29 protein-coding genes are annotated in these 26,724 nt (G+C 41.0%); 16 read left to right on the top strand and 13 right to left on the bottom strand.

The genetic code is table 11. From position 1 onward, the window contains the following. Positions 1–100 precede the first annotated feature (100 nt). A complete protein-coding gene (locus ACTHRG_RS09135; RefSeq protein ID WP_076261084.1) occupies positions 101–286 on the bottom strand; it encodes a YhzD family protein in 186 nt (61 codons plus the stop codon). A 156-nt stretch (positions 287–442) separates the two neighbouring features. Here ACTHRG_RS09135 and ACTHRG_RS09130 point away from each other — a divergent pair, with 156 nt between their 5' ends. Next, positions 443–1,342, top strand: a complete 900-nt coding sequence (locus tag ACTHRG_RS09130) for an ABC transporter ATP-binding protein (RefSeq protein WP_076261086.1) — start codon at positions 443–445, stop codon at positions 1,340–1,342. Beyond that, positions 1,335–2,585, top strand: a complete 1,251-nt coding sequence (locus ACTHRG_RS09125) for an ABC transporter permease (RefSeq protein WP_076261088.1) — start codon at positions 1,335–1,337, stop codon at positions 2,583–2,585. Before ACTHRG_RS09130 ends, ACTHRG_RS09125 begins: the two co-directional genes overlap by 8 nt. A 278-nt stretch (positions 2,586–2,863) precedes the next feature. Here the strand turns inward: ACTHRG_RS09125 and ACTHRG_RS09120 are convergent, their stop codons facing one another. Beyond that, positions 2,864–3,496, bottom strand: a complete 633-nt coding sequence (locus ACTHRG_RS09120) for a LysE family transporter (RefSeq protein WP_076261090.1) — start codon at positions 3,494–3,496, stop codon at positions 2,864–2,866. A 205-nt stretch (positions 3,497–3,701) separates the two neighbouring features. Between ACTHRG_RS09120 and ACTHRG_RS09115 the strand changes: the two genes are divergently transcribed. The 4 genes from ACTHRG_RS09115 to ACTHRG_RS09100 all read left to right on the top strand — a co-directional run bounded on the left by ACTHRG_RS09115 (position 3,702) and on the right by ACTHRG_RS09100 (position 9,587). After that, positions 3,702–4,922 (top strand): metallophosphoesterase family protein, encoded by a 1,221-nt coding sequence (locus ACTHRG_RS09115; RefSeq protein ID WP_076261093.1) that lies wholly within the window; start codon positions 3,702–3,704, stop codon positions 4,920–4,922. A gap of 23 nt (positions 4,923–4,945) precedes the next feature. Then, positions 4,946–7,939 carry an ATP-binding protein gene (locus ACTHRG_RS09110; protein ID WP_076261096.1) on the top strand — a complete coding sequence of 998 codons (2,994 nt, stop codon included), beginning with the start codon at positions 4,946–4,948 and terminating at the stop codon, positions 7,937–7,939. A gap of 244 nt (positions 7,940–8,183) precedes the next feature. Next, the gene (gene yhaM, locus ACTHRG_RS09105) at positions 8,184–9,128 is read left to right on the top strand and encodes a 3'-5' exoribonuclease YhaM (protein WP_048010717.1); all 945 of its coding nucleotides are present in this window, start codon (positions 8,184–8,186) and stop codon (positions 9,126–9,128) included. 273 nt (positions 9,129–9,401) lie between these two features. Continuing rightward, positions 9,402–9,587 (top strand): sporulation YhaL family protein, encoded by a 186-nt coding sequence (locus ACTHRG_RS09100; protein WP_061794339.1) that lies wholly within the window; start codon positions 9,402–9,404, stop codon positions 9,585–9,587. A gap of 55 nt (positions 9,588–9,642) precedes the next feature. On the opposite strand, the gene ACTHRG_RS09095 is transcribed toward ACTHRG_RS09100, so the two are convergent. Continuing rightward, entirely contained in the window at positions 9,643–10,533 is an 891-nt protein-coding gene (locus tag ACTHRG_RS09095) for a peptidylprolyl isomerase (protein ID WP_076261099.1), read from the bottom strand. 378 nt (positions 10,534–10,911) lie between these two features. Here ACTHRG_RS09095 and ACTHRG_RS09090 point away from each other — a divergent pair, with 378 nt between their 5' ends. Together ACTHRG_RS09090 and ACTHRG_RS09085 are read left to right on the top strand one after the other, a co-directional pair. Beyond that, entirely contained in the window at positions 10,912–10,995 is an 84-nt protein-coding gene (locus ACTHRG_RS09090; protein WP_064503397.1) for a YjcZ family sporulation protein, read from the top strand. 64 nt (positions 10,996–11,059) lie between these two features. Then, positions 11,060–11,152: a YjcZ family sporulation protein gene (locus ACTHRG_RS09085; protein ID WP_076261102.1), complete on the top strand. Its 93-nt coding sequence runs from the start codon at positions 11,060–11,062 to the stop codon at positions 11,150–11,152. 77 nt (positions 11,153–11,229) lie between these two features. Here the strand turns inward: ACTHRG_RS09085 and ACTHRG_RS09080 are convergent, their stop codons facing one another. The 4 genes from ACTHRG_RS09080 to ACTHRG_RS09065 form a co-directional block, all read right to left on the bottom strand. Further along, a complete protein-coding gene (locus ACTHRG_RS09080; protein ID WP_009331432.1) occupies positions 11,230–11,409 on the bottom strand; it encodes a hypothetical protein in 180 nt (59 codons plus the stop codon). 150 nt (positions 11,410–11,559) lie between these two features. Further along, positions 11,560–12,108, bottom strand: a complete 549-nt coding sequence (locus ACTHRG_RS09075) for a DUF3267 domain-containing protein (RefSeq protein ID WP_076261104.1) — start codon at positions 12,106–12,108, stop codon at positions 11,560–11,562. Positions 12,109–12,336: 228 nt separating this feature from the next. Then, positions 12,337–12,909, bottom strand: a complete 573-nt coding sequence (locus ACTHRG_RS09070) for an HTH-type transcriptional regulator Hpr (RefSeq protein ID WP_076261107.1) — start codon at positions 12,907–12,909, stop codon at positions 12,337–12,339. Positions 12,910–13,196: 287 nt separating this feature from the next. Continuing rightward, positions 13,197–13,547 (bottom strand): YtxH domain-containing protein, encoded by a 351-nt coding sequence (locus ACTHRG_RS09065; RefSeq protein ID WP_076261109.1) that lies wholly within the window; start codon positions 13,545–13,547, stop codon positions 13,197–13,199. A 188-nt stretch (positions 13,548–13,735) separates the two neighbouring features. Between ACTHRG_RS09065 and ACTHRG_RS09060 the strand changes: the two genes are divergently transcribed. Beyond that, positions 13,736–13,924 carry a hypothetical protein gene (locus ACTHRG_RS09060; RefSeq protein WP_076261112.1) on the top strand — a complete coding sequence of 63 codons (189 nt, stop codon included), beginning with the start codon at positions 13,736–13,738 and terminating at the stop codon, positions 13,922–13,924. 47 nt (positions 13,925–13,971) lie between these two features. Here the strand turns inward: ACTHRG_RS09060 and ACTHRG_RS09055 are convergent, their stop codons facing one another. The 3 genes from ACTHRG_RS09055 to ACTHRG_RS09045 form a co-directional block, all read right to left on the bottom strand. Next, entirely contained in the window at positions 13,972–14,499 is a 528-nt protein-coding gene (locus ACTHRG_RS09055; RefSeq protein WP_076261114.1) for a tryptophan transporter, read from the bottom strand. A 128-nt stretch (positions 14,500–14,627) separates the two neighbouring features. Further along, positions 14,628–15,710 (bottom strand): 3-phosphoserine/phosphohydroxythreonine transaminase, encoded by a 1,083-nt coding sequence (serC, locus tag ACTHRG_RS09050; RefSeq protein ID WP_076261117.1) that lies wholly within the window; start codon positions 15,708–15,710, stop codon positions 14,628–14,630. 163 nt (positions 15,711–15,873) lie between these two features. Further along, positions 15,874–16,293 carry an HIT family protein gene (locus ACTHRG_RS09045; protein WP_076261119.1) on the bottom strand — a complete coding sequence of 140 codons (420 nt, stop codon included), beginning with the start codon at positions 16,291–16,293 and terminating at the stop codon, positions 15,874–15,876. A gap of 625 nt (positions 16,294–16,918) precedes the next feature. Between ACTHRG_RS09045 and ACTHRG_RS09040 the strand changes: the two genes are divergently transcribed. The 3 genes from ACTHRG_RS09040 (at position 16,919) to ACTHRG_RS09030 (ending at position 19,659) form a co-directional block, all read left to right on the top strand. Beyond that, a complete protein-coding gene (locus tag ACTHRG_RS09040; RefSeq protein WP_076261122.1) occupies positions 16,919–17,659 on the top strand; it encodes an ABC transporter ATP-binding protein in 741 nt (246 codons plus the stop codon). Continuing rightward, positions 17,652–18,872 carry an ABC transporter permease gene (locus tag ACTHRG_RS09035; RefSeq protein WP_076261125.1) on the top strand — a complete coding sequence of 407 codons (1,221 nt, stop codon included), beginning with the start codon at positions 17,652–17,654 and terminating at the stop codon, positions 18,870–18,872. The genes ACTHRG_RS09040 and ACTHRG_RS09035 overlap by 8 nt, the downstream gene beginning before the upstream one ends. Before the next feature lie 64 nt (positions 18,873–18,936). Then, positions 18,937–19,659, top strand: coding sequence for an EcsC family protein (locus ACTHRG_RS09030; protein ID WP_076261128.1), 723 nt, complete (start codon positions 18,937–18,939; stop codon positions 19,657–19,659). A 37-nt stretch (positions 19,660–19,696) separates the two neighbouring features. On the opposite strand, the gene ACTHRG_RS09025 is transcribed toward ACTHRG_RS09030, so the two are convergent. Continuing rightward, positions 19,697–20,905, bottom strand: a complete 1,209-nt coding sequence (locus ACTHRG_RS09025) for a M20 family metallopeptidase (RefSeq protein ID WP_076261131.1) — start codon at positions 20,903–20,905, stop codon at positions 19,697–19,699. A gap of 157 nt (positions 20,906–21,062) precedes the next feature. Between ACTHRG_RS09025 and ACTHRG_RS09020 the strand changes: the two genes are divergently transcribed. Continuing rightward, a complete protein-coding gene (locus ACTHRG_RS09020) occupies positions 21,063–21,719 on the top strand; it encodes a phosphatase PAP2 family protein (RefSeq protein WP_286149048.1) in 657 nt (218 codons plus the stop codon). A gap of 38 nt (positions 21,720–21,757) precedes the next feature. On the opposite strand, the gene ACTHRG_RS09015 is transcribed toward ACTHRG_RS09020, so the two are convergent. Beyond that, positions 21,758–23,164, bottom strand: a complete 1,407-nt coding sequence (locus ACTHRG_RS09015; protein ID WP_076261136.1) for a hypothetical protein — start codon at positions 23,162–23,164, stop codon at positions 21,758–21,760. A gap of 249 nt (positions 23,165–23,413) precedes the next feature. Between ACTHRG_RS09015 and liaF the strand changes: the two genes are divergently transcribed. The 3 genes from liaF to ACTHRG_RS09000 are packed head-to-tail and all read left to right on the top strand — an operon-like array spanning position 23,414 to position 25,935. Next, on the top strand, positions 23,414–24,238 hold the full coding sequence (liaF, locus tag ACTHRG_RS09010) for a cell wall-active antibiotics response protein LiaF (protein ID WP_076261138.1): 825 nt from the start codon (positions 23,414–23,416) through the stop codon (positions 24,236–24,238). Positions 24,239–24,247: 9 nt separating this feature from the next. Further along, positions 24,248–25,291, top strand: a complete 1,044-nt coding sequence (locus ACTHRG_RS09005) for a sensor histidine kinase (RefSeq protein ID WP_076261140.1) — start codon at positions 24,248–24,250, stop codon at positions 25,289–25,291. Continuing rightward, positions 25,288–25,935 carry a response regulator transcription factor gene (locus tag ACTHRG_RS09000; RefSeq protein WP_076261142.1) on the top strand — a complete coding sequence of 216 codons (648 nt, stop codon included), beginning with the start codon at positions 25,288–25,290 and terminating at the stop codon, positions 25,933–25,935. Before ACTHRG_RS09005 ends, ACTHRG_RS09000 begins: the two co-directional genes overlap by 4 nt. Before the next feature lie 73 nt (positions 25,936–26,008). Here the strand turns inward: ACTHRG_RS09000 and ACTHRG_RS08995 are convergent, their stop codons facing one another. Continuing rightward, the gene (locus ACTHRG_RS08995; RefSeq protein ID WP_076261144.1) at positions 26,009–26,518 is read right to left on the bottom strand and encodes an antibiotic biosynthesis monooxygenase family protein; all 510 of its coding nucleotides are present in this window, start codon (positions 26,516–26,518) and stop codon (positions 26,009–26,011) included. Positions 26,519–26,724: the final 206 nt, after the last annotated feature.

Below are 26,724 nucleotides of genomic sequence, written 5' to 3'. Positions count from 1 at the left end.
CCCCATTCAATATAGGAATCATCTTCTAGCTGCTTAACCTCTTTTTTTATATTGTCCTTGAAATAGGTGCCAGTTTAAGCAGAGCCCTTTGCTTTTCTTTCTATCTATGAAACAGTATCAGCTTGCCCGCAGGAGAAGTGCAGCGGTGAGTTTTCTCATCCAGCCCTTTTTCCTTAAGGAGATTTTCTCCAACACTCTTAGCTTCGTCATCAGAAGCTGCCTGGAATGCTTCATCCAGTATCTTTTCTCCATTCTGTTCAAATGCAGTAAGCTTGTAAGTCTTCATACTGAGACTCCCCTCTTATTATAAAATTCAGATAGTTACTATTATTCTTGCATAATTTCTTAGAATGTGCAAAATTTATTCGGAAAAAATGTTTAAATCAGGGAACTTTTTTCCTTTTCTATACGTATTGCTAAATAGGAAAAGGAGGAATTCGAAATGGCTTTAGAGCTTGAGCATGTAACAAAGCGCTTTGGAAAGTTTACGGCAGTGGACGATTTGTCGCTTTCTATTCCCGAAAGTGAGATGTTTGGATTCCTGGGGGCGAATGGAGCCGGTAAAACGACTACTTTCCGAATGATACTGGGACTATTGGATCCCAGCGGAGGAAAGATCACGTGGAATGGAAATCCCATCGATTATTCAACCAGCCCGCTGATAGGCTACCTTCCTGAAGAAAGAGGCTTATATCCAAAGCTGAAGGTCAAGGATCAGGTTATCTATTTAGCTAAGCTGAGAGGGATGGCAAAGCAGGACTGCTTAAAGGAATTAACTTATTGGCTCGAGAGATTCAAAGTTCCTGAATATGCCAATAAAAAAATTGAAGAGCTTTCAAAAGGAAACCAGCAGAAAATCCAGTTTATTACTGCAGTTATACATAAGCCAAAGCTTTTAATTCTGGATGAACCATTCAGCGGATTGGATCCGGTTAATGTAGAACTGCTGAAGGATGCTGTACTGGAGTTAAGGGATAACGGTACAACGATTGTTTTTTCCTCACATAGGATGGAGCATGTAGAAGAGCTTTGTGAGCATTTATGCATCATGCAAAAAGGACGGCCGGTAGTGCACGGGTCTTTAAAAGAAATTAAACGTTCCTTCGGCAGAAAGAATCTGGTTATCCATGCCGATTATGATTTGAGCTTTTTAAAGGATAGCAGGGGAGTGGTGAAAGCCAGACAGACAGCCGAGGGCATTCAGCTGCAGATTTCCGGTGAAGATGCCGCTGAAGCCATTTTCAGAGAAGTTGCTGAGAAGGGGTTTGTCCGTAAATTTGTTTTGGAAGAGCCGTCTCTGAATGATATTTTTATAGAAAAGGCTGGTGCTTCCTATGAATAACTTTATGACGATTCTTCTTCATACTTATTTAAGCAAGCTGAAGACCAAGTCATTTATTGTTACGACCCTCATTACTGTGGCGATAGTTGCAGGGCTTGCCAACTTATCCGGTATTATTGATTATTTTAATAAGGACGATGAAGAACGAATTGCAGTAATCGATGAGACAGGGGTGCTGTTAGCTCCTCTTCAGGAACAAATGGATGCCCTGAATAACAATATATCTTTAATTGCTTACAAAGGGTCAGAGGCAGAAGGAGAAAATGCTGTTAAGGATGAAAAGTATAAAGGACTTTTACTGTTATCATTTACAGAAGAAGAGCTGCCTGAAGCAGCCTATAAAGCAAGAAGTATAGCCGATTCAGCAATCCCATCCGAATTGCAGGGCGGGCTGCAGCAGCTTAAAACGCAAATGGCCGCCAATCAAATAAACCTTAGCCCGGAACAATTAAGCAAACTGTATGAGCCGGTGCCTTTTGATAAGACAGCTCTTGAAGATAACGCTAAAACAGAAGAAGAACTGAATCAGGCAAGAGGACTCGTTTATGTTCTGTTATTCATCATTTATTTTGCAGTCATCTTATACGCTAATATGATTGCCATGGAGGTAGCGACAGAAAAGTCTTCCCGTGTCATGGAAATTCTGATATCCAGTGTCTCACCAATCAAGCAGATGTTCGCAAAAATATTGGGAATCGGGCTGCTTAGCCTGACACAAATGGCACTCATACTATTAGTTGGTTATTTTTCAGTCAAACAAAATCTTGATACGATGGAAGGCGGCTTTTTTGAATTCTTTGGATTTGGAAACATTCCGGCCTCGACTATCGCTTATGCACTCATCTTTTTCATTCTTGGATATTTCCTGTACGCCACACTGGCGGCTTTTCTTGGTTCCCTTGTAAGCAGGATTGAAGATATCCAGCAGATGATTACGCCAATGACCATGATGGTTGTGGCAGGCTTTATGATTGCTATGTTTGGCTTAAGCCAGCCGGAAGCTTCCTTTGTAACGATCACGTCTTATATTCCATTCTTTACTCCGATGCTCATGTTCATGAGAGTGGGGATGCTGTCACTGCCGGTATGGGAGCCGATTCTCGGAATTACGATCCTTCTTGTTTCCATTATACTTCTCGCTGTCTTTGGAGCGAGAGTATACAGGGGCGGAGTATTAATGTATGGTAAATCCAATTCATTTAAAGATATTAAAAAAGCATTACAGCTTACTAAAAACGAATAATCAGGATGGTTATAAAAGTATTTTGCTTTTAGACAGATAATTTAGCTTAACCGCTGAGTTGATTGGAGCGGAGGGCGCTTGACTCCAGTGGGAGCAGCGTGACAGGTGAGACCCCGCAGACGCATAGCGTCGAGGAGGCTCACCGCACGCCCCACGGAAAGCAAGTGCCCGAAGTGGAAATCAACGGACAGAATTTTTAAGAAAATTAATTATCTTTAATAATAGGCCCTATGAGAAAAGCTCCGTCTTTAAGAAACGGAGCTTTTCAATGTAATTCGTTATGCAAATAATGCCTTTAATCCTTCTAATGCAAAATAAGCCCCGAATCCAATAAGTGATAATCCTGAAAGAATCGATATGATGATGATTCCTTTGGAGGTCAGGAATCTGCGAAAACCTGTGGTCAATCCTGCGACAAATAGATCCCAAAGCATCAGTCCCAGAAAAATCATGGTACTGTATAAAAAGAGCTCTGTGTTTCCATAAGCCGCGGCTGTTTTTGCAAGTACAGATCCATAAATGCCGAGCCAAAACAAAATCGAAAGAGGGCTGGATATGGACATAATAAATCCGGAGAAAAAGCATTTAAACAATGAATCCTGGCTGCGCACATAGCTTATGGAAATTTTATTGGCATTTACAATACTTTCGATCCCCGTATATAAAAGAATAAATCCTCCAAAAAGCCACAGGAAGATCTGTACAACTGGGGTGTCCAAAAAATGGACGAGTCCAAGGTATACAGCCAGCATATAAAACCCATCAGCAAACATCGAGCCCACTCCAACAATCCACGCATGCCAAAATCCATTTTTTATCCCTTTTTCAAGCCTGACGGCATTAACCGGCCCAATTGGAGCTGCCAGAGACAGTCCGAGAAACACATAACTTAAATAAATTCCAATTCCCAATATACCACTCCGCCCTTAAAGTTCTCCTTGAAGTTTTATTCCAGTCCTCAAGAAGGAGTCTTGTACATTTTTATGCACAAGCTTCCCTGGCTAAAACCATTTAAGAAAACTCAGGAAAGAGATATCTAAAATCAATTCGAATAGGAACGTGCATTCGCTTTTTGAATGAGGTAAAATGAAAGAAAAGGAATGAGAGGAAGTTTACATGAAAAGGGTTACGTTTATTCACGCTGCTGACTTGCACCTGGATAGTCCAATGTCCGGTTTGAAGCATTTGCCCGGAGCCATATTTAAAAAGCTTCAGGAAAGTACCTTCGATGCTTTTACCAAAATAATTGATTTAGCCATTTTCCATTCTGTGGACTTTGTCATTTTAGCCGGAGATTTATTTGACGGTGAAGACAGGAGCATAAAAGCACAAACCCGTTTTCGGAAGGAGATGGAGCGGCTTGCTGAATGCGGGATTGCTGTTTATGCAGTACATGGTAACCATGATCATATGGATGGCCGATGGGCCCATTTGCCAATGCCGGAAAATGTCCATATTTTTTCCCATGAGGTTGAAGTGGTGAAGCATACTGCTGAAAATGGTACATCTGTTCATCTCTACGGTTTCAGCTATCCTAAGAGACATGTGCTGGAAAGGATGATCGATCAATACAGCAGGGAAGATGGAGCTGATCTGCATATTGGAATACTTCATGGCTCTTTTGAAGGCAGCAGTGATCATGATCCATATGCGCCGTTCCGAATAAATGATTTGCTGGGAAAAGGCTTTGATTATTGGGCTCTTGGACATATACATAAACGGGAAGTCATCATTTCCGAGCCGCCCGTCATATACCCCGGTAATATACAGGGGAGAAACCGGAAAGAAACCGGTCCCAAAGGATGCTATTTAGTTGAGCTTAATACTTCTGGTGCAAAGACGGAGTTTCTGGAAGCTGCTCCTGTAATCTGGGAAAATGCAGAAATAGATGCTTCAGGACTGGAGAACTATCAGGAAGTATATGATATTTGCTTAAATTTGATGGAAGAAAAGCGCCAAAACAGGCGGGGAACAGTCCTGAATCTGACACTTACAGAAACAGGCATGCCTGATCACGAATTAAGAAGCATAACCAATGGCGAGCTCCTCGAAACGCTGCAGGAGGAAGAGGCAGATGAGGAATCATTTGTATGGATTTCAGGTATTACAGTAAACGAAAAAAGAATGTGGAATAAAGAAAAGCTGGCACATGAATCAGATTTTTTCAGTGAGCTTTTTAAAACTGCGGATCAGTTTGCAGAGCGCACTCAAAGTGCCTTGCCCTTGTATTCACATCCCTTGGCAAGAAGATTTATGAATGAACTCACGAAGGATGAAAAACAGAGAATCGCAGAGGAAGCCGAAGCACTGCTGGTGGGCCTATTATACAAAGATTGAGGACAATGAATGGAGGTGGACCCTTGATAATTACAGACATACAAATTTACGGTTATGGAAAGCTTACTGACTTTATACTTGACGATATTCAATCCCTGCAGGTTATTTACGGAGAAAATGAGGCAGGCAAATCTACCATCATGTCTTTTATTCATAGCGTTCTTTTTGGCTTTCCGGCAAAGACCCAATCGGAATTAAGGTATGAGCCTAAGGAAGGTGCAAAATATGGCGGCAGGATTACCGCTGTTTTTCCTGATAGAGGGAAGGCGGTCATAGAGCGGGTTAAAGGCAAAGCGTCAGGTGATGTCAGCGTCCTTCTTGAGGATGGTACCAGGGGAGGAGAAGACCTTTTAAGCGAACTCCTTCACCATATTGACAAAAACTTATACCAATCTGTTTTCTCTTTTAATATTCATGGACTGCAAAATGTGAACCAAATGAAGGGTGAGGATTTGGGCAGGTATTTGTTTTCAGCAGGTTCACTTGGTACGGATCATCTCGTTTCTGCTGAAAATATACTTCAAAAGGAATTGGAAAGCCGCTTTAAGCCAAACGGAAAAAAGCCAACTCTTAATGTAAAGCTGAAAGAGATGAAGCAGCTGCATCGGGATTTGAAAAAAGCGGAGCAGAATAATGAGCATTATTGGATATTGCTGCAGGAAAAAGAAAGTATCGCAAACGATTTACAGAGAATACAGCATGAGTTGGAGCAATACCAGCAGAAGCTATCCCGTCTAAAAGAGTGGAACGAATTCTATCCTTTATTAGCTATGGAGCAGGAGCTGATCAAAGAAAGGGGAAGATTTAAAGACTTGCATTTTCCGGCAAATGGGCTTTCTCTATTGGAGAAGCTTGAAAGCCTGATAAAGCCGCTGGAAGGGCGAAGAGCCAGTCTGGAATCCAGAATAAGCATTTTGGAACAAGAGCTGGAAAGCAGTCAGGCTGATCATTTGCTCCTAAAGCATGAGCCGCAAATCAATGCAGCAGTTGAGGGGCTGCCGCTGCTGGATAGATTAATTCAAGAGGAAAAAGAATTATCAATAAAGCTGGGTAATATCTCAGAGGAAATTATAAATCTTCAGGAAAGACTTCATCTTCAAATTGAAGAACAGCAGCTTGAACAGGCTGATACGAGTGTTTTTATGAAGGAAAAGATTAATGCGGTTAATTCCCGGCGAAATCATCAGCAAGCAATGAAACTGGAGCTGGACGGGCGGTTTAACGATGAAAGGTCGGCGCTGGAGAATACGGAACAGAAAATTGGCGAATTGACTGGGCTGCTTCTTACGGAGGACGAACGTGCGGCCATTGAAGAAACACTGAGCTTCACCGCGAATAAGAATAATATCGAAAAAGAGCTGCAGGATACTCAGGAAAGGCTTCAGTTCCTTCATAAAACAGAAAAAAAGGAACAGGAAAAAAGACAGCAAAAAGCATACCGGGAAAAGAGGCAGCTTTTGTTTTTAGGAGTTCTGTTTGCTGCTTTTGCAGGCTGGGGAATCTTTAGTCAATTATGGGTGATTGCCGGTGCAGGTTTGATAGGCGCAGCCTTTTGTATTGCCAGTGCAAACAAAAAGGAGCCTAAGGGAGAGGTCAGCTTTATTAAAGAGGAGATAAAAGCCCTGAGTGAAAAAGAACAATCACTGCTGGAGAAATTGAAGCATCCTGACATTCAGCATGCTGCGAGCCTGGAGGCGCAGCTGAAGAAAGACAGCGAAAGGCAAAATCAGCTTATCCAATTACAATTTCAGCTTGAACAAACAAATGAAAAATATGAAAAGGTCATTAACTCCTTTGAAAAATGGGAAAAGGAATCTGCCGAACTTGAATGTGAACTCCTGCAGCTGGGGAAACAGCTGCTGCTTCCTTCTGAAATTGCCAAAAACTATTTAAGCGAGGCTTTTAGTCTGATTGAAAAGCTGAAAGTCCTTACCAGGGAAAAAAAATACACCCTTGAAAGAAAGGCATCAGCAGAAAAGGGAATCAATGAGAAGCTCCAAACTTTTCAAAAGCTAAAGACTCTATTAAACAGCGAGCCGGGAAGTATTCAGGAAATCGGCTATCAGCTGAAAAAAAGACTGAAGGAAGAAACGGAAAAACAGATCAAGCAGGGTGAAAGAGAAGCCAAGCTTCAAGAGTTAAAGCTGGAACTCAGCACAGTGCTTGCCGAACTTAGCCACTTTCAAAATGAATGCAAGAACCTGTTCTCAAGCGCAGGCACTGATAATTCGGATGAATACCGGGAAAAAGCAGCTGAAGCACAGAAATTAGCAGAACTTGAAGAACAGATAAAACAGGTCCGCAAGCAAATGAACCATAACTCTTTTTCACAGGAGGAAATCGGAAAATATTCCAATGTGACAAAACCGGAAGCGGAGATCCAAGCCGTTAGCGAAAAAGCTGCTCAGCTCAAGGAAAGAATTCCTGGTCTGCAGAGCAAGCTTGCAGAAGTAAAACATGAAATTGGAATTCTAGAAGAGGGCGGAACATATGCGGAACTTCTGCATAAATTCGCTTTGCTGAAATCTGAGTTTGAAGCAGAAGCAAGGGAGTGGGCAAAATATGCTGCTGCCAAGGATATATTAGATCGAACGATAAGAAGCTTTAAAAATGAGCGCTTGCCAAAAATGCTGGATAAAGCAGAGCACTATCTTTCTTATTTAACCAATGGCCGCTATGTACGGATTTTTCCTAAAGAGGAAGGGAGCGGTTTTCTCATAGAAAGCAGGACAGGAGCAATTTTTGAAGCCAAAGAGCTGAGCCAGGCGACTGCGGAACAGATATACGTATCCTTTAGACTTGCACTCGCCATGACGATTTATGGAAAATACCCATTTCCCATTATTATTGATGATAGCTTTGTAAATTTTGATCATGTCCGAACAGAAAGAATGATTAATCTGTTAAAAAGCCTTACAAATCGGCAAGTTTTATTTTTCACTTGTCATAAACATCTTCTGCCGTATTTTCAGGAAGAGCAGATACAGTCCGTTATAAAGGAAAAGCTGTCTGTCTAATGATGACAGAGGTACCATTCCTTAAAGACATCGAGAGGATTTACTGCATTGTATTAATAGAACCCATTCATGTAAAAGTGAATGGGTTTTAATGGCGGGCAAATGACATGATTATTTAGGAGAGTGCCGTATCAGTATGGTATACTAGGTTAATAGAATTGCATGTTTAAAGAGGCTGCAAAAGATTTATCTGTTTCTGAATGCCCTTTTTAAACAACCTCGTGAAGGGAGCGTCGGCGCGCGTATGTCAAAAGGAATTGTTTATTACGAAGTAGGAGAACAAATCGAGCTTTTTCTGCTCATCAAAAATGCAACTAAGGGAATTGCGAGTAATGGAAAGCCGTTCTTGACCCTTATCTTCCAGGACCAAAGCGGGGAAATTGAAGCAAAGCTTTGGGATGTGTCTGATGAAGATGCCAAAAATTACAGTCCTGAAACTATTGTAAAAGTGGCGGGGGATATTTTAAATTACCGTGGACGCAATCAGTTAAGAATCCGCCAAATACGGCCGGCCTCTCCAACTGATCCGGTGAAGCTGGCAGACTTTCTCGAAACAGCACCCCTAAGTACTGATGAAATGATGAGTAAAATCACTCAATATATATTTGAAATGAAAAATCCAAACATCCAGCGGATCACCCGTCATTTACTGAAGAAGCATCAGAAAGACTTTCTTGAATATCCGGCCGCTACCAAGAATCATCATGAATTCGTTTCCGGTCTTGCCTATCATGTTGTTTCTATGCTGGATTTGGCTAAAGTAATTTCCGGTTTGTACCCAAGCCTGGATAAGGACTTATTGTACGCTGGAGTCATCCTGCACGATTTAGGGAAAATTACTGAGCTGTCCGGACCGATATCAACATCCTACACAATAGAAGGAAACCTGCTAGGGCATATAACCATTATGATCAATGAAATAGGAAAAGCTGCTGAGGAACTGGGAATCAGCGGTGAAGAGATTATGGTCCTTCAGCACCTGGTCTTGTCCCATCACGGTAAAGCAGAATGGGGCAGTCCGAAGCCGCCGCTAATCAAGGAAGCAGAAATACTTCATTATATTGATAATATTGATGCAAAAATGAATATGCTTGATAGAGCTCTTGAAAGGGTAAAACCTGGAGAATTCTCGGAGCGGGTATTTGCTCTGGATAACCGTTCATTCTATAAACCTAGTTTTCATAAATAAAAAATGCCATCCTTCCTAATGGGAAAGGATGGCATTTTTATTGCAGTCTAAAGGGAAGTAAGGACCCCACTTCAAAACTCAGAGAAATCAGAGGAGGATAAGTGGGGGGCAAACTGCCCGTATATGCCCGATTGGTTCAACTAACAATCAGTGGGGGATAAAAAACCCCACTGATTGAAGTTTCACTTTATTGCTTGTCTATCATATTTTACCGGGATTAGCATACATTTTATAGTAAATGGACAACCATATGAAAAGAAAGAGGGGAAACAGATGATTCCAATTTGGGTATATTTTGTTGCAGCCGGAATCGTTATAAGTGCATATATGGCGGTAAGAACAGGCAGGGAAGAGAAAAAAGTGGAGCATGACAGCATAGAACGCGAGGGTGAAATTTATATGAAGCGTCTTGAACGGGAAAAAGAAGAGCGGAAATCCGCTAAAGCATCAGCAGGCTGACTTTAATAACACATAAAAAACGGGACTCCAGCATGCAGCATGGAGCCCCGTTTTTTTATTTTGCTTCAGTTCCAGCTTCACCTTCAGCTTTAGGTTTATCAAGAACTCCTTTTAGTTCCTTATCTTTAATATCAACATCAGCAGCCTTTAGTTCACGATCCATTGCCTGCTGTATTTTCTCGCCATCAAGCTTGGAGACTTTTACTTGATATTCCATTTCCTTCTTCATTTCATCAAAGGACTTCTTCTCTTTTTTCTCAGTTACCTGAATAATATGGAAACCATGTTCTGATTGAACAGGAGCGCTGATTTCATTCACATCAAGGGCATAAGCTGCCTCTTCGAATTCAGGAACCATTTTACCTGGGCCGAACCAGCCTAAATCTCCGCCATTTGCAGCAGATCCAGGATCTTTAGAGTATTCTTTGGCCAGATCTTCAAATTTTCCGCCTTCATCAAGCTTTTTCTTTACTTCGTTCGCCGTTTTTTCATCCTCTACCAGGATATGGCGTGCTTTAATTTCCGGCTTGTAGTTATCGTAGTATTCTTTAACTTCTTTTTCTGTTGCTTCAATATCTTTAATAGCGGCTTTTTCCTGAAGTAAGCCTGTTTTAAAGGTTTCCCTTAAATCTTCTTCATCCTTATAGCCATATTGCATAAGTGCCATCTCGAAGTTAGCGCCAAGCTGCTGTTTTAGTTCATCAATTTTCGCGTTAAGTTCCTTGTCTGTTACTTTGTATTTATCAGAAAGAACTTTTTCATAAATGAGCTCCTGGAGCGCCTGTTCGCCGTATTTTTCCTTCATTGCTTCATAAAGCTCGTCCTTCGTAATGTTTCCGCTCTTTGTTTCAACAACAACATCTCCTGAGTCGCCGCCGGTGCTGCTGCATGCGCTTAATCCAATTACTCCAGCTGCAATGGAGAGCGATAGCATCCATTTTTTCATGTTGAACACTCCTAAATTAATTTTCAAATTTGGCTCTGGAGAGCTTGACTGCTGTCTTCTGCTGAACTTTTAGACTTCTAAAAACCAGCAATTGCCTTCACAGTGCCTTCAATTATCACATTCTCTACTATACCATAAATGAAAAAAATAACAAAAGAAGAAAGTAATGCTTGGTCCATAAACCATTGTTTTTTAAAAAAATTTGGGTGTTCGCCCATCCCATTCAGGACAATTGTACATATGATACATGGAATCCTCTGATGGGAGGTTTCAAATTCAAGCAGCCTAAAAAAGTTTGGATAGCCGGGATAGTAGCCTATCCGACCACAGAGGCAAATGAATAGGATATGGTAGCAGCCTAAAGGGGAGGTGTTATCCATGGGTGCAGGATACGGCGGAGGTTTCGCGTTAATCGTTGTATTGTTTATCTTATTGATAATTGTAGGCGCAGCTTGGCTGTAAGCCTAGTTTGGGTATAGAGTCCATCTGCTGGGCTCTGTGCCGCAAATCGAAAGGAGGATTCCAAATGTCCGGAGGATGCGGATACGGCGGAGGTTTTGCGCTAATTGTCGTGTTATTCATTTTGCTGATCATCATAGGAGCATCTTGGCTTTACTAAGATAAAAACCTTCACAATATAAAAAGCGGCGGAAATTTTCCGCCGCTTTTGCTCATGGTAAGAGCGCTCAGGATATCCTAAGCATACAAGATTTCTACAAATGAAGAGATTAGCAATATGGTGATAAGAATGTTAATGGTTCTGAATACTTTGGGCTGCCGTTCCTCAGGAATCTCTTTTTGGAGACAAAGCGAATTTGTCATCTTGTTGATATAAAATAAAATAAAAACGGCAAAAATAATAAAGATGGAGATCATCCAAGATTCCCTCCTTGGGCAGTCATATGATTGCTGTAACATGTTTTGTCTGTTAATTACAATAACAAAGTTTACAAAAAAAAGATAGTATTTAAGATTGCCTGTCAGGTAAGTAAAAGGTATCCTTTGTCAGGATACCCGGGATTTTTGCTAATAGTTCGAACGAAGTAAAATCTCAAATCCATCTTCATTTTCTTCTACATAAGATTGATTTGGAGCATTAAGGACGTTTTTGGCGCAGACAATGTCAGAAAAAGAAAGGCCTGCATGGAAAGCAAACAGAATGACTAAATAATGTACATAATGAGGAAAAACAAAGCAAGCAGCCAGAATCAGACTGTTTATAATGAACATAGGGGCCAGAGTGGCAGTCAGGAAAAGCCGTTTTGAAATAGGCTCCGTTATTCGGATATATATAATTGGCATAAATCCATATTTAATTATCAGCTGTTTTTTTACGATAATTCCAAGGTGTGCAATCGGAAGGTAGTGAAGCAGCTTATGGACTGGATACATCAGCCATAATCCCGCTGCAAAGAAAATGAAGTAATTATCGTAAAAGGAACCTGGCATAAATACATACGTTGCAGGAACATATGTAAATATGAAAGTAGCCAGCATAGTTAAGGAAGACAAAATAAAAAGTCTCTGCGATCCATATTGCTTCGTGAAGTTAATCGTCTTCCAGCAATTCATCATAAAAATACCTCCACAAGGAGTAAAATAGTAATCTTTCAAACTCACTTATGATACTTTACGATGAATAAATAAAAAAATCAATAGGGAAAACAAACAGATTTTGTCGAAAAAAAACTTTAATAAAATGAAACTAATGTGAAGCAGTGAGCAACCGTTTTCATAAATACAAAGCGAATGCATGTGATTCGCTTTGTAAGGGTTTACATATTGCTGGAGGAACTTTTTTAATTAAACAAGTTCCTTTTCTGCTTGTTTTTTCTTTAATTTGCCATCATCTTCATCAAATTGATTTTCTAGGTTTGCAAAGGATTTTTCAAAAATCTCCATGAAATCGTCACCATATATATTACGGACTATCGCCATGATTTCGATGATGTCAGGAAATTTTCCATAAAGCTCTCTTAGTGGCATTGCACCAGAGAACACGGCGTTTTTTTCAGGTGAATAGGTTTCCATAAGACTTAATAATACCTTTTCGCCATCCTCAGTCAATTTAATGTAGGTATTTCTTTTATCGCTTTCTTTCTTAGAAAATTGAAGAAAACCCCGTTCTTCGAGCTTTTTGGAAAAGTTGAATGCAGTAGAAACATGCATTACACCAAACTTGGCAACATCGGAAATCGATGCTCCGTTTAAATGGTAGGCAATCCATAAAATATGATGTTCATTAATGTTTAAATCGTAGGGTTTTATCCATTGCTGCCAATCCTTTTCTATAGACTTCCACAGGGCTTTACTCAGCTGTGCCACTCTCTGGCTGAAAATCATTGCTTCCTTTATAGAAATTGCTTTGTCCGACATTCAAAAGTTCACCTACTTTGTAAAATTAATTATTCTGGCTATTCGGCCGGAAGTTCATTTTTCTTTTATAGTATCATTATGCCAATAAAACAAAAATTAATAAAGATATAAATTTACAAAATTTTTAGAAATATAATTAAATATTTCTATAAAAGGCTTAAGGTCAAGGGATGAGAGCCCAATTAAAGTTTTAAAAAAATTTGAAGCATTTTAATAATATATTAGTTTTCGTTCAAAAATAAAAAAATCCTTCTTTTTAACTAAAGAAAAAAGAAGGGTTTTTTTATTTACTTTATATTTGTTTCAAGTTCGTGTATGGCTGCTTCAATTTCCTGCAAATCACGCTGCAGCCTGTGCTGATGGGGAAGGATCTCGTTTTTCCAATTGCTGATTGAATATTTGATGTCACTTGAGAATTCCTTAAAGGCTGTTTTACCTTCCTTAGAAGCAAATGAAGCTGAATCCTTTATGGCCATCAATTCGGTTTTTAATTCTAAAAGCTGCTCTTTCAGAAGGTTTGTGTTTTCTTTTAACTGCTGACGGGTATCCCTTCCTGAAGCAGGTGCAGTTAATAAGGTGGATATGCCGGCTGCAGCACCGCCAGCTAATAGTCCAAGCAATAACGATTTGGCTTTCATAACCATCACCTCAGAATCTTATTTATAAGTCTATTTTACTGCAATCTTCATTTTTCTACAGCTGAAAATAAAAGTGTTCTTTCTATATCTATATCACAAAACATATAAGAGTAAACCATATCCTCATAGCTCCCGGCAAATAGGCATACAATTCAATAGAAGAATGTTTTGAGAAAGGGGGAGGCAGGTTGTCCGGAGCAGCGGCGGGAATTTTTGCGTTAAGTGTGGTGCTGTTTTTAGGAGGTATTCATTTTTTCCTTTCAATAAAGAAACCCGGAGTCTATCCTCCGAAGTATGTTTTTAAAAAAAGGGCGGCTGCTTTAGCGGCAGGCGGGGCGTTTTTGTTCCTGCTGGGCCTGATTGTCGGCAGTTTCTAATAGTTTCCAAATAAAAAAGCCCGCTTATTTGCGGGCTTTCTGTATAATTATTGGCTGATCGTCACTTTAGTCAGCTTCGTTCTGTTTGCAATTGATTGTGCTACAGGAAAAAGGATTACCATTGCAGCGGTGTTAACTGCAGCTGCAGGAAGTACAACTGCTGCAAATAATGCTGTGAAAGGTCCCGGCAGTCCGACAATCTGGTATGCCGAAGTTAAAAACACAATTCCGGATACGATGGTTCCTGCTGCTGTTAAGACAGCTGCACTGACGATATTCTTCCTGAATTTCTTTACGATCAGGAACAAGGCGAAAAAGGTAAATGCAGTAACCGGCTTATCAATGATATTCGGGATTAATCCTCCAGGAAAGGTTGTGGTAAATCCGGAAATCAGGCCTGTAACTAAACCTAAAAGCAAAACGCTTCTGGTGTCTGGAAAAAGGATTATGCCTAAAAACATCATGGTAAGCATCATGTCCGGTTTCATTCCGAGAAAGAACCCTGGAACAACGGCATGAAGCACTGCGCCCATCCCGACCAATAGGGATAAGGCTACTAAATTTTTTGTATTCAATTCTCATCTCTCCTCTGCTATTCTCTGACTAGGCTCTGTCGTCTCTCCTGCAGTGCACTCTTTGCCTGCAGCGAAAAACTTTAACTTATTATAACATATTTTACTGTAATTCAAAGGTGTTTTATTTACTAATTATTATTTTTAAAAGCTTTCATAAATGCGGCCAGCTTTTCAACATGGTCCTCTGGCACAGCGTTGTAAATGGATGCGCGGCACCCCCCGATAGAACGGTGTCCGCCAAGCCCGATGAACCCTGCTTCTTTTGCCTGTATCTGAAATTCCCTGGAGAGATCTTCGCTGTGAAGATTAAAAGTAACATTCATACGGGACCTGCTGTTTTTATGGGCATGCCCTATGTAAAAGCCTTCACTTTCATCAATAACATCATAGAGCATTTTTGCCTTCTTCTCATTGGCCTTTTCAATCTGCGCAAGGCCGCCTATCTGCTCTGCCCACTGAAGCACAAGTGACAGTAAATAGATTGAAAGAGTAGGAGGTGTGTTATATAAAGAGTTGTTATTGGCAAATGTATTGTAATTCAGCATTACAGGGAGCGTTTCAGAAGATCTTTTTAATAGTTCTTTTCGGATTATCACTACTGTTACACCGGAAGGGCCGAGATTTTTCTGGGCACCGGCATAGATCAAATCAAATTGGTCTACTTTCAAAGGACGGCTTAAAATATCGCTTGACATATCTGCTGCTACAGGTGTTTTTTTATTTGAAGGAAAGCTTTGCCATTGTGTGCCGTAAATTGTATTGTTGCTGGTAATATGAAGATAGGCAGCATTGTCCGGCATATCATCTTGACTAAATTCGGGGATAAAGCTGTATTTTTGATCCTTGCTGGAGGCAGAAATGACGGTTTCGCCAATTTTATCTGCTTCTTTTAAAGCTTTCTCTGACCAGGAACCACTAAGAACATAATGGGCTGTCTGGTCTTTTCCCAGCATGTTCATCGGCACCATGGAAAACTGGAGACTTGCCCCGCCCTGAATAAAAAGCACTTCAAAGTCATCCGGGATGGCCAGCAGTCTTCTTAAGCGTGTAATTGCCTGATCATGTACTGCCTGATATTCCTTGCTTCTATGGCTCAGCTCCATTATGCCCATTCCTGTATTGCCAAAGTTCAGCAAACTCTTTTCCGCTTCTTTTAATACCTCTTCCGGCAGGGCTGCGGGACCTGCATTAAAATTTAGAGCACGGTACATTTTTCTCCCTCCAAATATAAAATCAATTCACTATAACGCTGTGAAGAAATAAAGATAGTTAATATGTTAACAAATTATATTGATTTGTACAGAGAAAAAAATGAACATTTTGAAAAATTGGAGGAAAAAAAATTCCCCCTGCAGAAACAGGAGGATCAGAGGGTTACAGATGCTTGTTTATAGCATCAGAGATTTCCTTGAGATCTGAAGCTGAGTAATCAGATTGATGTGATTTCCACACAACCCCTAAGCCATCTCCATTACCATAACGGGGAATAAGATGGGAGTGGAAATGGAAAACGGTCTGCCCGGCGTGTTCACCGTTGTTATTAATTAAATTCAGGCCAATTGGATCGAATTCGGCCTTGATGGCTCTGGCAATCTCCGGAATAGATTCGAAATAGTTCCGGGCTGTTTCAGCATCCATTTCATACAAGTTTTCTTTATGTACTTTCGGAATGACAAGTGTATGCCCTTTTGTGACCTGGCTTATATCCAGAAATGCCATAACATGGTCATTTTCAAATACTTTGGCTGAAGGAATCTCGCCATTGATTATTTTACAGAAAATACAATCGTTCATTATGTCAGCTCCTAACCAAATATCTTTTTCACAATTCTACCATATCCTCCAAGAAACAAAAAAGCAGAAGGGGATGGATAGTATAATTCATAAAATAAAAGGCAGGATCCGCTTGGAATCCTGCCTTCGTGAAGGGGAAGCTTCTATTGGTACGTTTCTATTTCAGGTAAATTCTCTTTAACAAACACCTCATTTATGAATGAATTGTGTTCATATCTAGAGAAAATCGATCTTTGTTCAATCGGACCATCCCCTTATTTTCTTTATAAGCTTTTACAGGCGTATAAAGCATGGATGATAGTCTTTAACAAACACCTCATTTGAAAAATGACTTAGTGACCACTTTCGGGTAAAGCGATCAAGTGTTTAAGATCATCAGGTTTCATGTGCAATGCAACCATCCCCTTATTAGGAACGTTTGAAGCTTATACTGAAAGGAAACTGTCTGCGACAGACACCTCATTTCAAGTTTTGATCATCTGAATGATGTTCAAATGATTTGTTTCCCCTTCATAGATTAGAATGTCCCGCCCCGTAATTTATATACAGGAATTTTGCCCAAACTGGACAATTTACTTTGGCTTTTTTTACAATGGACTTATACATAGTAGGAAGGACGTTGAGAATGGCGCTGCTTGAAATTAAAAACGTTACCGGCGGCTATACGAGAAACCCGGTCTTAAAGGATGTCTCCTTTGAAGTGGGTGAAAATGAAATCGTCGGCCTGATTGGCCTTAATGGAGCCGGAAAAAGTACGACCATCAAACATGTAATTGGCTTAATGGAACCGAAGGAGGGCGAAATATCGATCAATGGCATGCAATTCCTTAAGGATAAGGAAGGATATCGCAAGCAATTCACTTTTGTTCCGGAAACCCCGATTTTGTATGATGAACTGACATTAGAAGAGCATTTGCGTATTACAGCCATGGCATACGGTCTGCCTGAAACAGAGTATAAACAAAGAGTGGAAACATTGCTGAAGGAATTCAGAATGGAAAAAAGACTGAAATGGTTTCCGGCTCATTTTTCTAAAGGGATGAAGCAGAAAGTAATGATCATGTGCGCTTTTTTGGTGCAGCCGTCATTATACATTGTTGATGAACCATTTGTAGGCCTGGACCCGCTTGGCATTCAGTCACTTCTTGATTTGATGAAGAAAATGAAAGAGAGCGGTGCCGGCATCCTTATGTCCACCCATATTCTTGCTACCGCTGAAAGATATTGTGATCGTTTTGTGATTTTACATGAAGGAAAAGTAAGAGCGAAGGGGACATTAGCGGAGCTGCAGCAGCAATTTGCAATGCCGGGAGCAACCCTCGATGATTTATATATCCAGCTAACAAAGGAAGAAGATTATGTTTAATGAAAAACAATTATGGAAGGAGAGATTCGGGAGGACGGTCAAAGAGCTTTCCCGCTATCTCCGTTATATTTTTAATGGCCATATTGTCATTGTCATGGTGTTTCTTCTGGGAACTGCAGCTTTTTATTATCAGGAGTGGATAAAAACCCTGCCCGGTGATTTTCCTGCTGCAGTGATTATCGGAATCATCTTAGCTCTCCTGGTTACATACAGCCCCATTTATACATTCTTTTCTGAAGCAGACAAAATTTTCCTGCTTCCGCTTGAAGACAGGCTTTCAGGTTATTTCAGACGTTCGATGGCAGTCAGTTTTTTTGTGCATGCATATCTTCTTGTAATGGGTCTGGGAGTTTTAATGCCGATGTATGCAGCGGTGAATGATGGCAATTTTAAAGTGTTTTTACCCTTTCTGCTGATCCTGCTGACGCTAAAAATGATCAATTTGCTGATACGCTGGAAGATACAATATTATATCGAAACAAGCGTACACCTATTGGATGCATGTGTCCGTTATGCTGTTAACGCTGTGTTTCTATATTTTCTTTTTAGCGGCGCTTCCCCTATTTTCATGCTGGCAGCAGGTGTGCTGCTGATCCTGCTGTATTTGTTCTTTACCATGAAATCCAGGGATAAAGGGCTGAAATGGGAATATTTGATTGATCAGGAAGAGAGAAGAATGACCTCCTTCTACAGGCTGGCCAATATGTTTACAGATGTTCCAAAGCTGAAAGACCGAGTGAAGAGAAGGAAGTGGCTTGATTGGCTGCTTTCAGGTATTCCATTCAAACAGGATGCAACTTTTAAAAATCTATATGTCCGTACATTTCTCCGTTCGGGTGATTACTTCGGTTTATTCATTCGTTTAACTCTTATTGGGGCTGGAGCAATTTATTTGATTTCGTATGGAATGGGACAAATCCTGCTTGTGCCGCTATTCATGTACCTAACCGGATTTCAGCTGCTGCCCTTATGGAATCACCATCAGGATAAGCTGTGGGTGAATTTATATCCGGTTAAAGGGGGTATAAAGGAGAAGTCCTTTAAACAGCTGCTGACAGGAATACTGTATGTTCAGGCACTCTTATTATCGATGGCTGTACTGGCAAATGGCGGCTGGCTGGCTTCGCTTTTGGCTTTAGCCGTGGGAGTTTTATTTGCATATATATATACTCATATCTATATTCAGAAACGGCTGGCAGGCAGCCGGGCTTAAAATGAAACCATTTCTGTCTTTTGTGCGTATATAGAGTCATCCTGAAAAAAAGGCAGGTAGGAAAATGAAGGAGTATGAATTAAAGGCATATTATGAAATTGAAGAGTGGAAGAGACGGATCAACAAGCGCTCCGGTCTGCTGAATCGTCTATCCAAAAAAGCTCAGACAAAGGTAAATAGTATAATACCTGAAAAAGCTCATCAAATTATCACAGACAGCATAAAGAATATGGTAAAGGCCACTTTGGTTGGTTCGAATGCACTCACCAGAAAAAAATCTGCCGGCTGCAGCCTGGAAATGATGGATCACATGCTGGAAGAGAAGATTTCGACATACCGCAAAACAGCTGCTGTCGAGGGTGCCGGAACCGGGGCAGGGGGAATACTCCTTGGCATAGCTGATTTTCCCTTACTGCTGAGCATTAAGATGAAATTTCTTTTTGAATCTGCCTCCATATATGGATTTGATACAAATGATTATGAAGAACGCCTGTTTCTCCTCCACGTTTTTCAGCTCGCATTTTCCAGTGATGATAAAAGGAAAGAAACACTGAAGCTGATTGAAGAATGGGATGACCGGAAGGAAACATTGGCTGATATGGACTGGAAGGTATTTCAGCAGGAATACCGGGATTATATTGACTTTGTTAAAATGCTCCAGCTGGTGCCGGGTATAGGTGCTGCTGTCGGGGCGTATGCGAACTATAATTTGCTTGATCACTTAGGTGAAACCGCTAAAAATGCTTACCGTCTGCGGGTATTGAAAACAGCCCCAAGGCCTGATTAGGCTTGGGGCTGTTTTTTACTTACACTCGAATTTCTTCTTATTGTCCTACTTCAACAGAGTCCTTGCTTTCCTGATAGCTATGATAGTTTAAAGCTGCTGCTCCCAGTGTTTTTGCTGCAATTAGCATGGCTTTTTCATCAATATCAAATTTGGGGTGATGGTGCGGGTAATTTTCTGATGTATTTTCAGGTCTTGCCCCGGTAAAGAAGAAGGTCCCTTTCACATGCTGAAGATAGTATGCGAAATCTTCACCGCCCATTTCAGGGTCTGTCTCTTCTGCCCATTTGACTTCATCAATTTTCCCTGCCAGTTCAGCCAGGTATTCAGTCTCCCTTTTATGATTTACAACTGCAGGGTAGCCTCTGTGGAACCGATACTCATAGCCACTGTCTGCTGTGTAGCATGTTCCTTTGACAATGCGCTCGATTTCCTCTTCGATATTAGTGCGGACGTCCTCGTTAAATGTGCGGACAGTACCAATCAATTTTGCTCTATCTGCAATTACATTAAATGCGTTATCAGCTACGAAAGAACCAACTGTTACAACAGCAGAGTCAATTGGATTTACTTTTCTGCTGACGATTTGCTGAAGATTGACAACCAGCTGGGAGGCAGTTACAATCGCATCTTTCGTTTTGTGAGGCTGTGCTCCGTGCCCGCCTTTTCCTTGGATGGTAACTTCAAACCTGTCTGCTGCCGCCATAAATGGGCCAACCCGATATTGGATCTTCCCTGTTGGTTCTGATGCCCACAGGTGTGTTCCAAAAATGGCATCGACACCCTCAAGGCAGCCATCTTTGATCATCGAAATAGCTCCGCCCGGAGCATATTCCTCGGCGTGCTGGTGAATCATTACATATGTACCTTCTAATTCATCGCGAAGTTCATTTAGTGCCTTCGCCAGTACAAGTAAAGTTGCCGTATGTCCATCATGTCCGCAAGCATGCATTACCCCAGGAACCAATGATTTATATGGGACATCCTTTTCATCCTGGATAGGAAGTGCATCAAAATCGGCTCTTAAAGCGATGGTCTTTCCTGGTTTGCTGCCATGAATCCTGGCAACCACTCCATTTCCCCCTACATGGCTCCGGACTTCGATCCCCAGATTTTCATAAAAGGTTTTGATATAGTGAGCCGTTTTCTCTTCCTTAAAAGATACTTCAGGGTTCTGATGAAGATAGCGCCGGATGGAGACCATTTCATCATAATAGCTTTCCAATTTTTTAAATAGTGTTTCAGACATGATTCCCTCTCCTATCGACGTAATTTTTCCATTATTATAACATTCTTTAATAGGATAAAGAGAAAAATGTTTTTTCTGCAAACATAACATAATAAAATTGAAGAAGAAATGATACTATAAATGAAGACCAATATGGGAGGTATTAGTAAGATTGGAAATGCTTAAATCTAAATGGACCTATTTTTTTCTGGCTGTATCCGCATCCATTTTTCTATATTTTCTTGTTGCCGTTACTAACGGACAACCTCTTGATTTTGACCGTTACTTGTCAAAGTTCTTTACAGAATTATTTTCAGAAAGCACCCATCCTTTTTTTGAAGCCATGGACAATATGGGGAGTAAAATCGGTGTAGGGATTATTACATTGGCTTTCTTATTGTTGCTTTGGCTCAAGTATAGGAATTATGAGGCGATGGCAGCTGTTGTTTTTGCTGTTGCAGCGGGAAATGAAGTAAATAAGTGGCTTAAAGAGGCTGTTGGAAGGCCGCGCCCTGATCAGGAGCATCTTGTTGATGTGGCGAGTCTCAGCTTTCCGAGCGGACACGCGATGATTGGGATGATTCTATATACGTGGATAGGCTATTTTATCATTACCGAGCTGAAGAAAGCGTCAGCGAAATGGATCACGGCAATTATTGCAGGCATTTGGATTTTTCTAATGGGGATCAGCCGGATAGTGATGGGGGTACATTATCCGTCGGATATCACAGCAGGATTTGCAGCAGGCTATATTTGGGTATTCATATCAATTTCCCTTTATGCGGCCTTAAAGTCAATGTTCAGAAGGAAATCATATGAGAGAGAATCAGCTTAACAGCCAAAGAGACTATCGCCGATAGTCTCTTTGTTGTTTTAAATGAGGAACATGGCTGCAATAGTTGTCACGATTAAGCCAATTGTGACAGGAAGCAGGTTCCGTCGGGCCAGTTCAAAAGCATCTACATTGCAGATTGCGGCTGCAGGTATAAGGGCCCAGGGAACCAAAGTGCCACCGCCCACCCAGATGGCAGCTACCTGCCCGAGAGCCGTTAAGGTTGCAGCACCTGTGCCGATAGCTGTCGCAAATAGATTTGCAATGGAGCCGGCAAGTGAGATGCCGGAAAAGCCGGATCCATCAAGCCCTGTTATGGCTCCAACGACAGTCAGTGTAATGGCGCCTACCTCTTTGCTTAAAGGGACAACAGATGCCAGCCCCACTCCAAGATCATTAACAATTCCATGAGAGCCCTTTGGCAAAAAGTCTCCTATCATCTGAGAAAATCCAGCGTCCCCCAGATAAAAGAAAGCTGCAATTGGAATGACAGGGCCAAATACTCTAAATCCAAACTGGAAGCCTTCAACTAAATAGGCTGTTGTTTTTTCAAGACCTTTATTACGATGGGCAGCGAGCGTAATCATCAGGAGGATAAATATTGATGTCCCGCCTACCAAGGCGGTTGCGTCACCGCCCTGAAGATCTAACGCAAACATGGCTGCTACATCAGCAGCAAATAAGATTGGAATTAATAACGCAAAAAAACGTTTTTGTTTAAGTGAAAGCAGATGTTTTTGACTGGAATCAGCCTGCAGTTCAGCTGGTGTATCCCCAGTAAGCCCAGTATCTGCAGTCAGCTTGCCGCTTTTCATATCTCTCTTGATAAGATAAAAAGCAGTTATAGTCGTGACTGCACCCATAATAATAACAAGCGGAACACTGGCTGATATGACCTCGCCTACAGGAAGACCTGCCGCGTCGGCAGTTAACTTCGGGGCAGCCTGGATTATAAAATCTCCGGATAGTGCGATGCCATGACCGAACAGGTTCATGGCCATTGCCACACCCAGAGCAGGTAATCCTACCCGGATGGCTACGGGAAGAAGTACGGCCCCCATTAAGGCAACAGCAGGAGATGGCCAAAAAAACCAGGAGATGACCATCATCAAAATTCCGATCGTCCAATAGGCAAGTGCCGGTGTTCTGATTAACCTGGTAAAAGGAGAGATCATGACATCATTAATTCCGGTTGTGGTCAGTGTCCGGCTCATGGCCACTATAATGGAAATGACCAGTATAGTGGAAAGAAGTTCTGTTATCGCAAATATAAAACTGGTGAAAATACTGCTGACTGAACCGCTTAAGGAGCCGGTAGCTGTAATGGCAATTAAAAAGATGCCCGCAATACAGACCAGCGTTGTATCTCTCTTCATAACCATGAAGCCGATGATGAAGACAATAAAAAGAACATATATCCAATGAATGGCTGTCAGCTCAACTCCCACTTGATTTTCCCCCTTTCAAAATTCCATAAGAGAAGCGCCGGTTTAGGCGAATCACCCGATTCGGAATGTAGTACAGAATATGATGGAATGAAATAAATGGTGATATGAATTAAATCCGTCCAGAGGAGGAGGCTGAAACACACCGGGGGATGTTTCAATAGAATTGCTGACTGATAAAATGAATGCAGAAGGAAAATGTTTTTGCATTAGCGAATACAAGAATAGAAGAAAAGAGGGAAGGGAAAGCCTATGAGATACAGGTCCGTTAATCAAATAATCTTCGCGATAAGTTTATCAGCTATTGGGGTTTTGCTTCTTCTTATGAACATAGGTGTCATTTCCTTGGAAATAAAAGAGGTATTTGTCGTAATTTACCCCTTTATCCTAATGGCTGCCGGGTGTTATTATCTGCTTTCATACATACTGAAGAATAGCCGGAGCGGGATGTTTCCCGGGTTATTTCTAATTGTATTTTCATTACTATTAATCCTTGATCGTCTCGGAGTCATTGCATTCAGGTTTATGGAAATCTGGAAACTCTGGCCCCTGTTTCTTATTTTTATCGGCATTAATATTCTTTTGAAAAAAGATCGTTTAAAGATACATTTTGAACAGGATTTCCCGGCAGATATCTATGGGAAAGACAAAGGTGCAGCGGAGAAAAAAGTTATTAATATCTCAAAATATGAAAGTCCTCAGCCGCTTAAAAATATAAGAGGCTTTTCAATTGGCGATGTGGATTTTAAACAGCCGAATTGGTCTCTCGAGCCGATGGATTTATATACAATGATCGGTGATTATTTTATCGATTTCAGCAAAGCTTTCATCCCGGAGAAAGAGACGCCTGTCATTGTGAGAGGGTGGATTGGCGATGTGAAAATGATCATCCCCGAAAACATTCCGGTGATGATCCAGTCAAATATTAATATAGGAGACATCCGCATTTTTGATCAAAAGACAGGTGACATCAACCGCAGTCTTCACTACAAGTCGCCCGGTTATGATGAGGCCTCAAGAAAGCTGAAAATCGCTGTACAAGTAAAAATTGGATCCATTAGGATCGATAAAGTATAGGGGTATAAGATGAAAAAAAGCGGAATCAGGTATTGGTTTGTGCAGAGCTTTATTATGATGGCCATTATAAGTTCATTAATCTTTTTTGTCGGATTGCAGGTCTATCTATTTTACAATTCTGAATCGCCATTGACTATAAAGAGCACCTTTTGGCTGTTTTTGTATGTTTTAACGGTATTACTCCTTACGGGTGCCTATTTTGGGCTCAAGGGCAGCTACTTAATAAAAGGGCGGCTCGGTGATATCCTGTTATTTGTTTCGACCTTAAGAAGCGGCAAGTATGCTGATCGGATGGAATCGTATGAAAAAGATGAAATAGGATTAATATCAGATGAACTGAATCAGCTGGCCGAAAATATTCAGGAGCAGGTTTATTCTATGCAGCGGCTTGCCGATGAAAAGTCTGCATTGGCACAAACAGCCCATTCAGCAGCTGTAATGGAAGAAAGACAGCGCCTGGCCAGGGATCTCCATGATGTAGTGAGCCAGCAGCTTTTCGCATTAAGTATGATGTCTTCAGCAGCCCTGAGAGTTTTTGATTTGGATAGTGATAAAGCGAGAGAACAGTTAAATGAAATCTCTGAAATCGCTGCGAAAGCCCAGGGGGAAATGAGGGCGCTTCTCCTCCATCTTAGGCCCGTTCAGCTGAGTAATGACAGTCTCTGTGATGGTATTATTAAGCTGATTCAGGAGTTAAAGGCAAAGACAAACATCGAATTCCATGCAAGTATTGATGAGATTGTAAACCTTTCCAAAGCAGCGGAAGAGCATTTATTCCGGATTGTCCAGGAGGCTTTATCTAATGTGCTCCGTCATGCGGATGCAGGAAAGATCAAAGTAACCCTAACGGAAGAGGATGATTACATCTTTCTTTTTATTGCTGATAATGGAAAAGGGTTTAATCCTCATAAAGAGAGAATCACTTCTTACGGGCTGAAAACTATGAGGGAACGCTGCGAGGAGGTTGGCGGAATATTCAAAATACGATCCAAAGAAAACGAAGGAACTTATATAGATATTAAAATTCCGGCAAAAGGGGAGAGGCTGAAATGATCAGGGTAGCAGTTGTGGATGATCATGAAATGGTAAGAAGGGGCATTATTTCTTATTTGGCAACTGAGTCTGGCATAGAGGTCATTGGGGAAGCAGGCAGTGGGAATGAAGCTGTAAAGCTTGTGCTGAAAGAGCGGCCGGAAATTGTTTTGATGGACCTCCTGATGGAAAATGGGAACGGAATAGAAGCGACTAGGGAGATTCTAAAATGCTATCCTGAATGCAAGGTTATCATCATAACCAGCTTTTACGATGATGAACAGGTTTTTCCGGCGATTGAAGCGGGTGCCTTCAGCTATATGCTGAAAACGGCAAATGCTGCCGAAGTTGTAACTGCCATTAAGAAAGCTGTGCAGGGTGAACCTGTCATTGAGTCAAAGGTTGCAGGGAAAATGGTAAGCCGTTTCAGAGAAAAAGAAAAAAAGCCTCATGATGATTTAACTGAAAGGGAGTTTGATGTCCTGCTCTGCATTGGGGAAGGGATGACAAACCAGGAAATCAGCGAGGAATTGTTCATTGGCATCAAAACCGTCAAAACACACGTAAGCAATATCCTCAGTAAACTTGGCGTTACAGACCGTACACAGGCAGCCGTTTATGCCAACCGAAACGGAATTATAAAAAAACAGGCAAAAAAAGGATGAGTCATAATGGCTCATCCTTTTTTTACAAGATAAGAAAGATACAATTGCACTTCCAGGTCCAGCATGCTTCTTGTTACTCTTCTTTAGGGATATAATATTGGGTCACGTATGGAGAGCTGGAAAAAATATTCGGTGTCTTATCAATGCCGCTCTCCGTACCGCGTTTTTCATGTGCTTTTTCATATGCTTTGGAATTCTGCCAGTTTTTAAATGACTTTTCATCCTGCCATAGCGTTAGGGTGACATATGTGTTTGATTCAAGAGGCCGCAGGACACGGATAGCCATAAATCCCGGTTCATTTTCGATAAGCCCTGCCCTGTTTTTCAGCCGGTGCTCAAATAGCGGCCTGCCTTCATCTGTAACTGGTACATTATTCAGAACGGCAAATCCTGCGCCCGAGAAGGTTCCGGAAGAATCGATGACTTCATAGGAACGGGGCTCTTTAAAGATAGAGGCGCCTGATGTTTCATGAATTAATAAGGCAGTATCAGTATTCTGCATTGTAACCATGTTTTCATCGGGGTGCTTTTCCTCAATTTTTTTCAAAAAATCGTAAGTTCCTCTGGCCATATAAAGCTTCATTTTTTTTTTCACTCCACTTGGATAAGTTTTATAGTGTTCTCTCTGGAGTATAAACACTACATTATTTAAAATATATTTATATTGTGCTTATATCCTTACAATCTTCAATTTTCCCTTATTTAAACAGTTAAAAACGTCAATTTTTTGACATTTGACGTTCATATCTATAAAAAACAAAGAAAAAAGGATATAGTCATAAAGGATAG

The sequence above is a fragment of the Cytobacillus sp. SAFR-174 genome (genome assembly GCF_051964675.1).
In the GTDB taxonomy this organism is placed as follows: domain Bacteria; phylum Bacillota; class Bacilli; order Bacillales; family Cytobacillaceae; genus Cytobacillus.
Note: the sequence above shows the minus strand (reverse complement) of the source record. Positions and strands in the feature narration are given on the sequence as shown.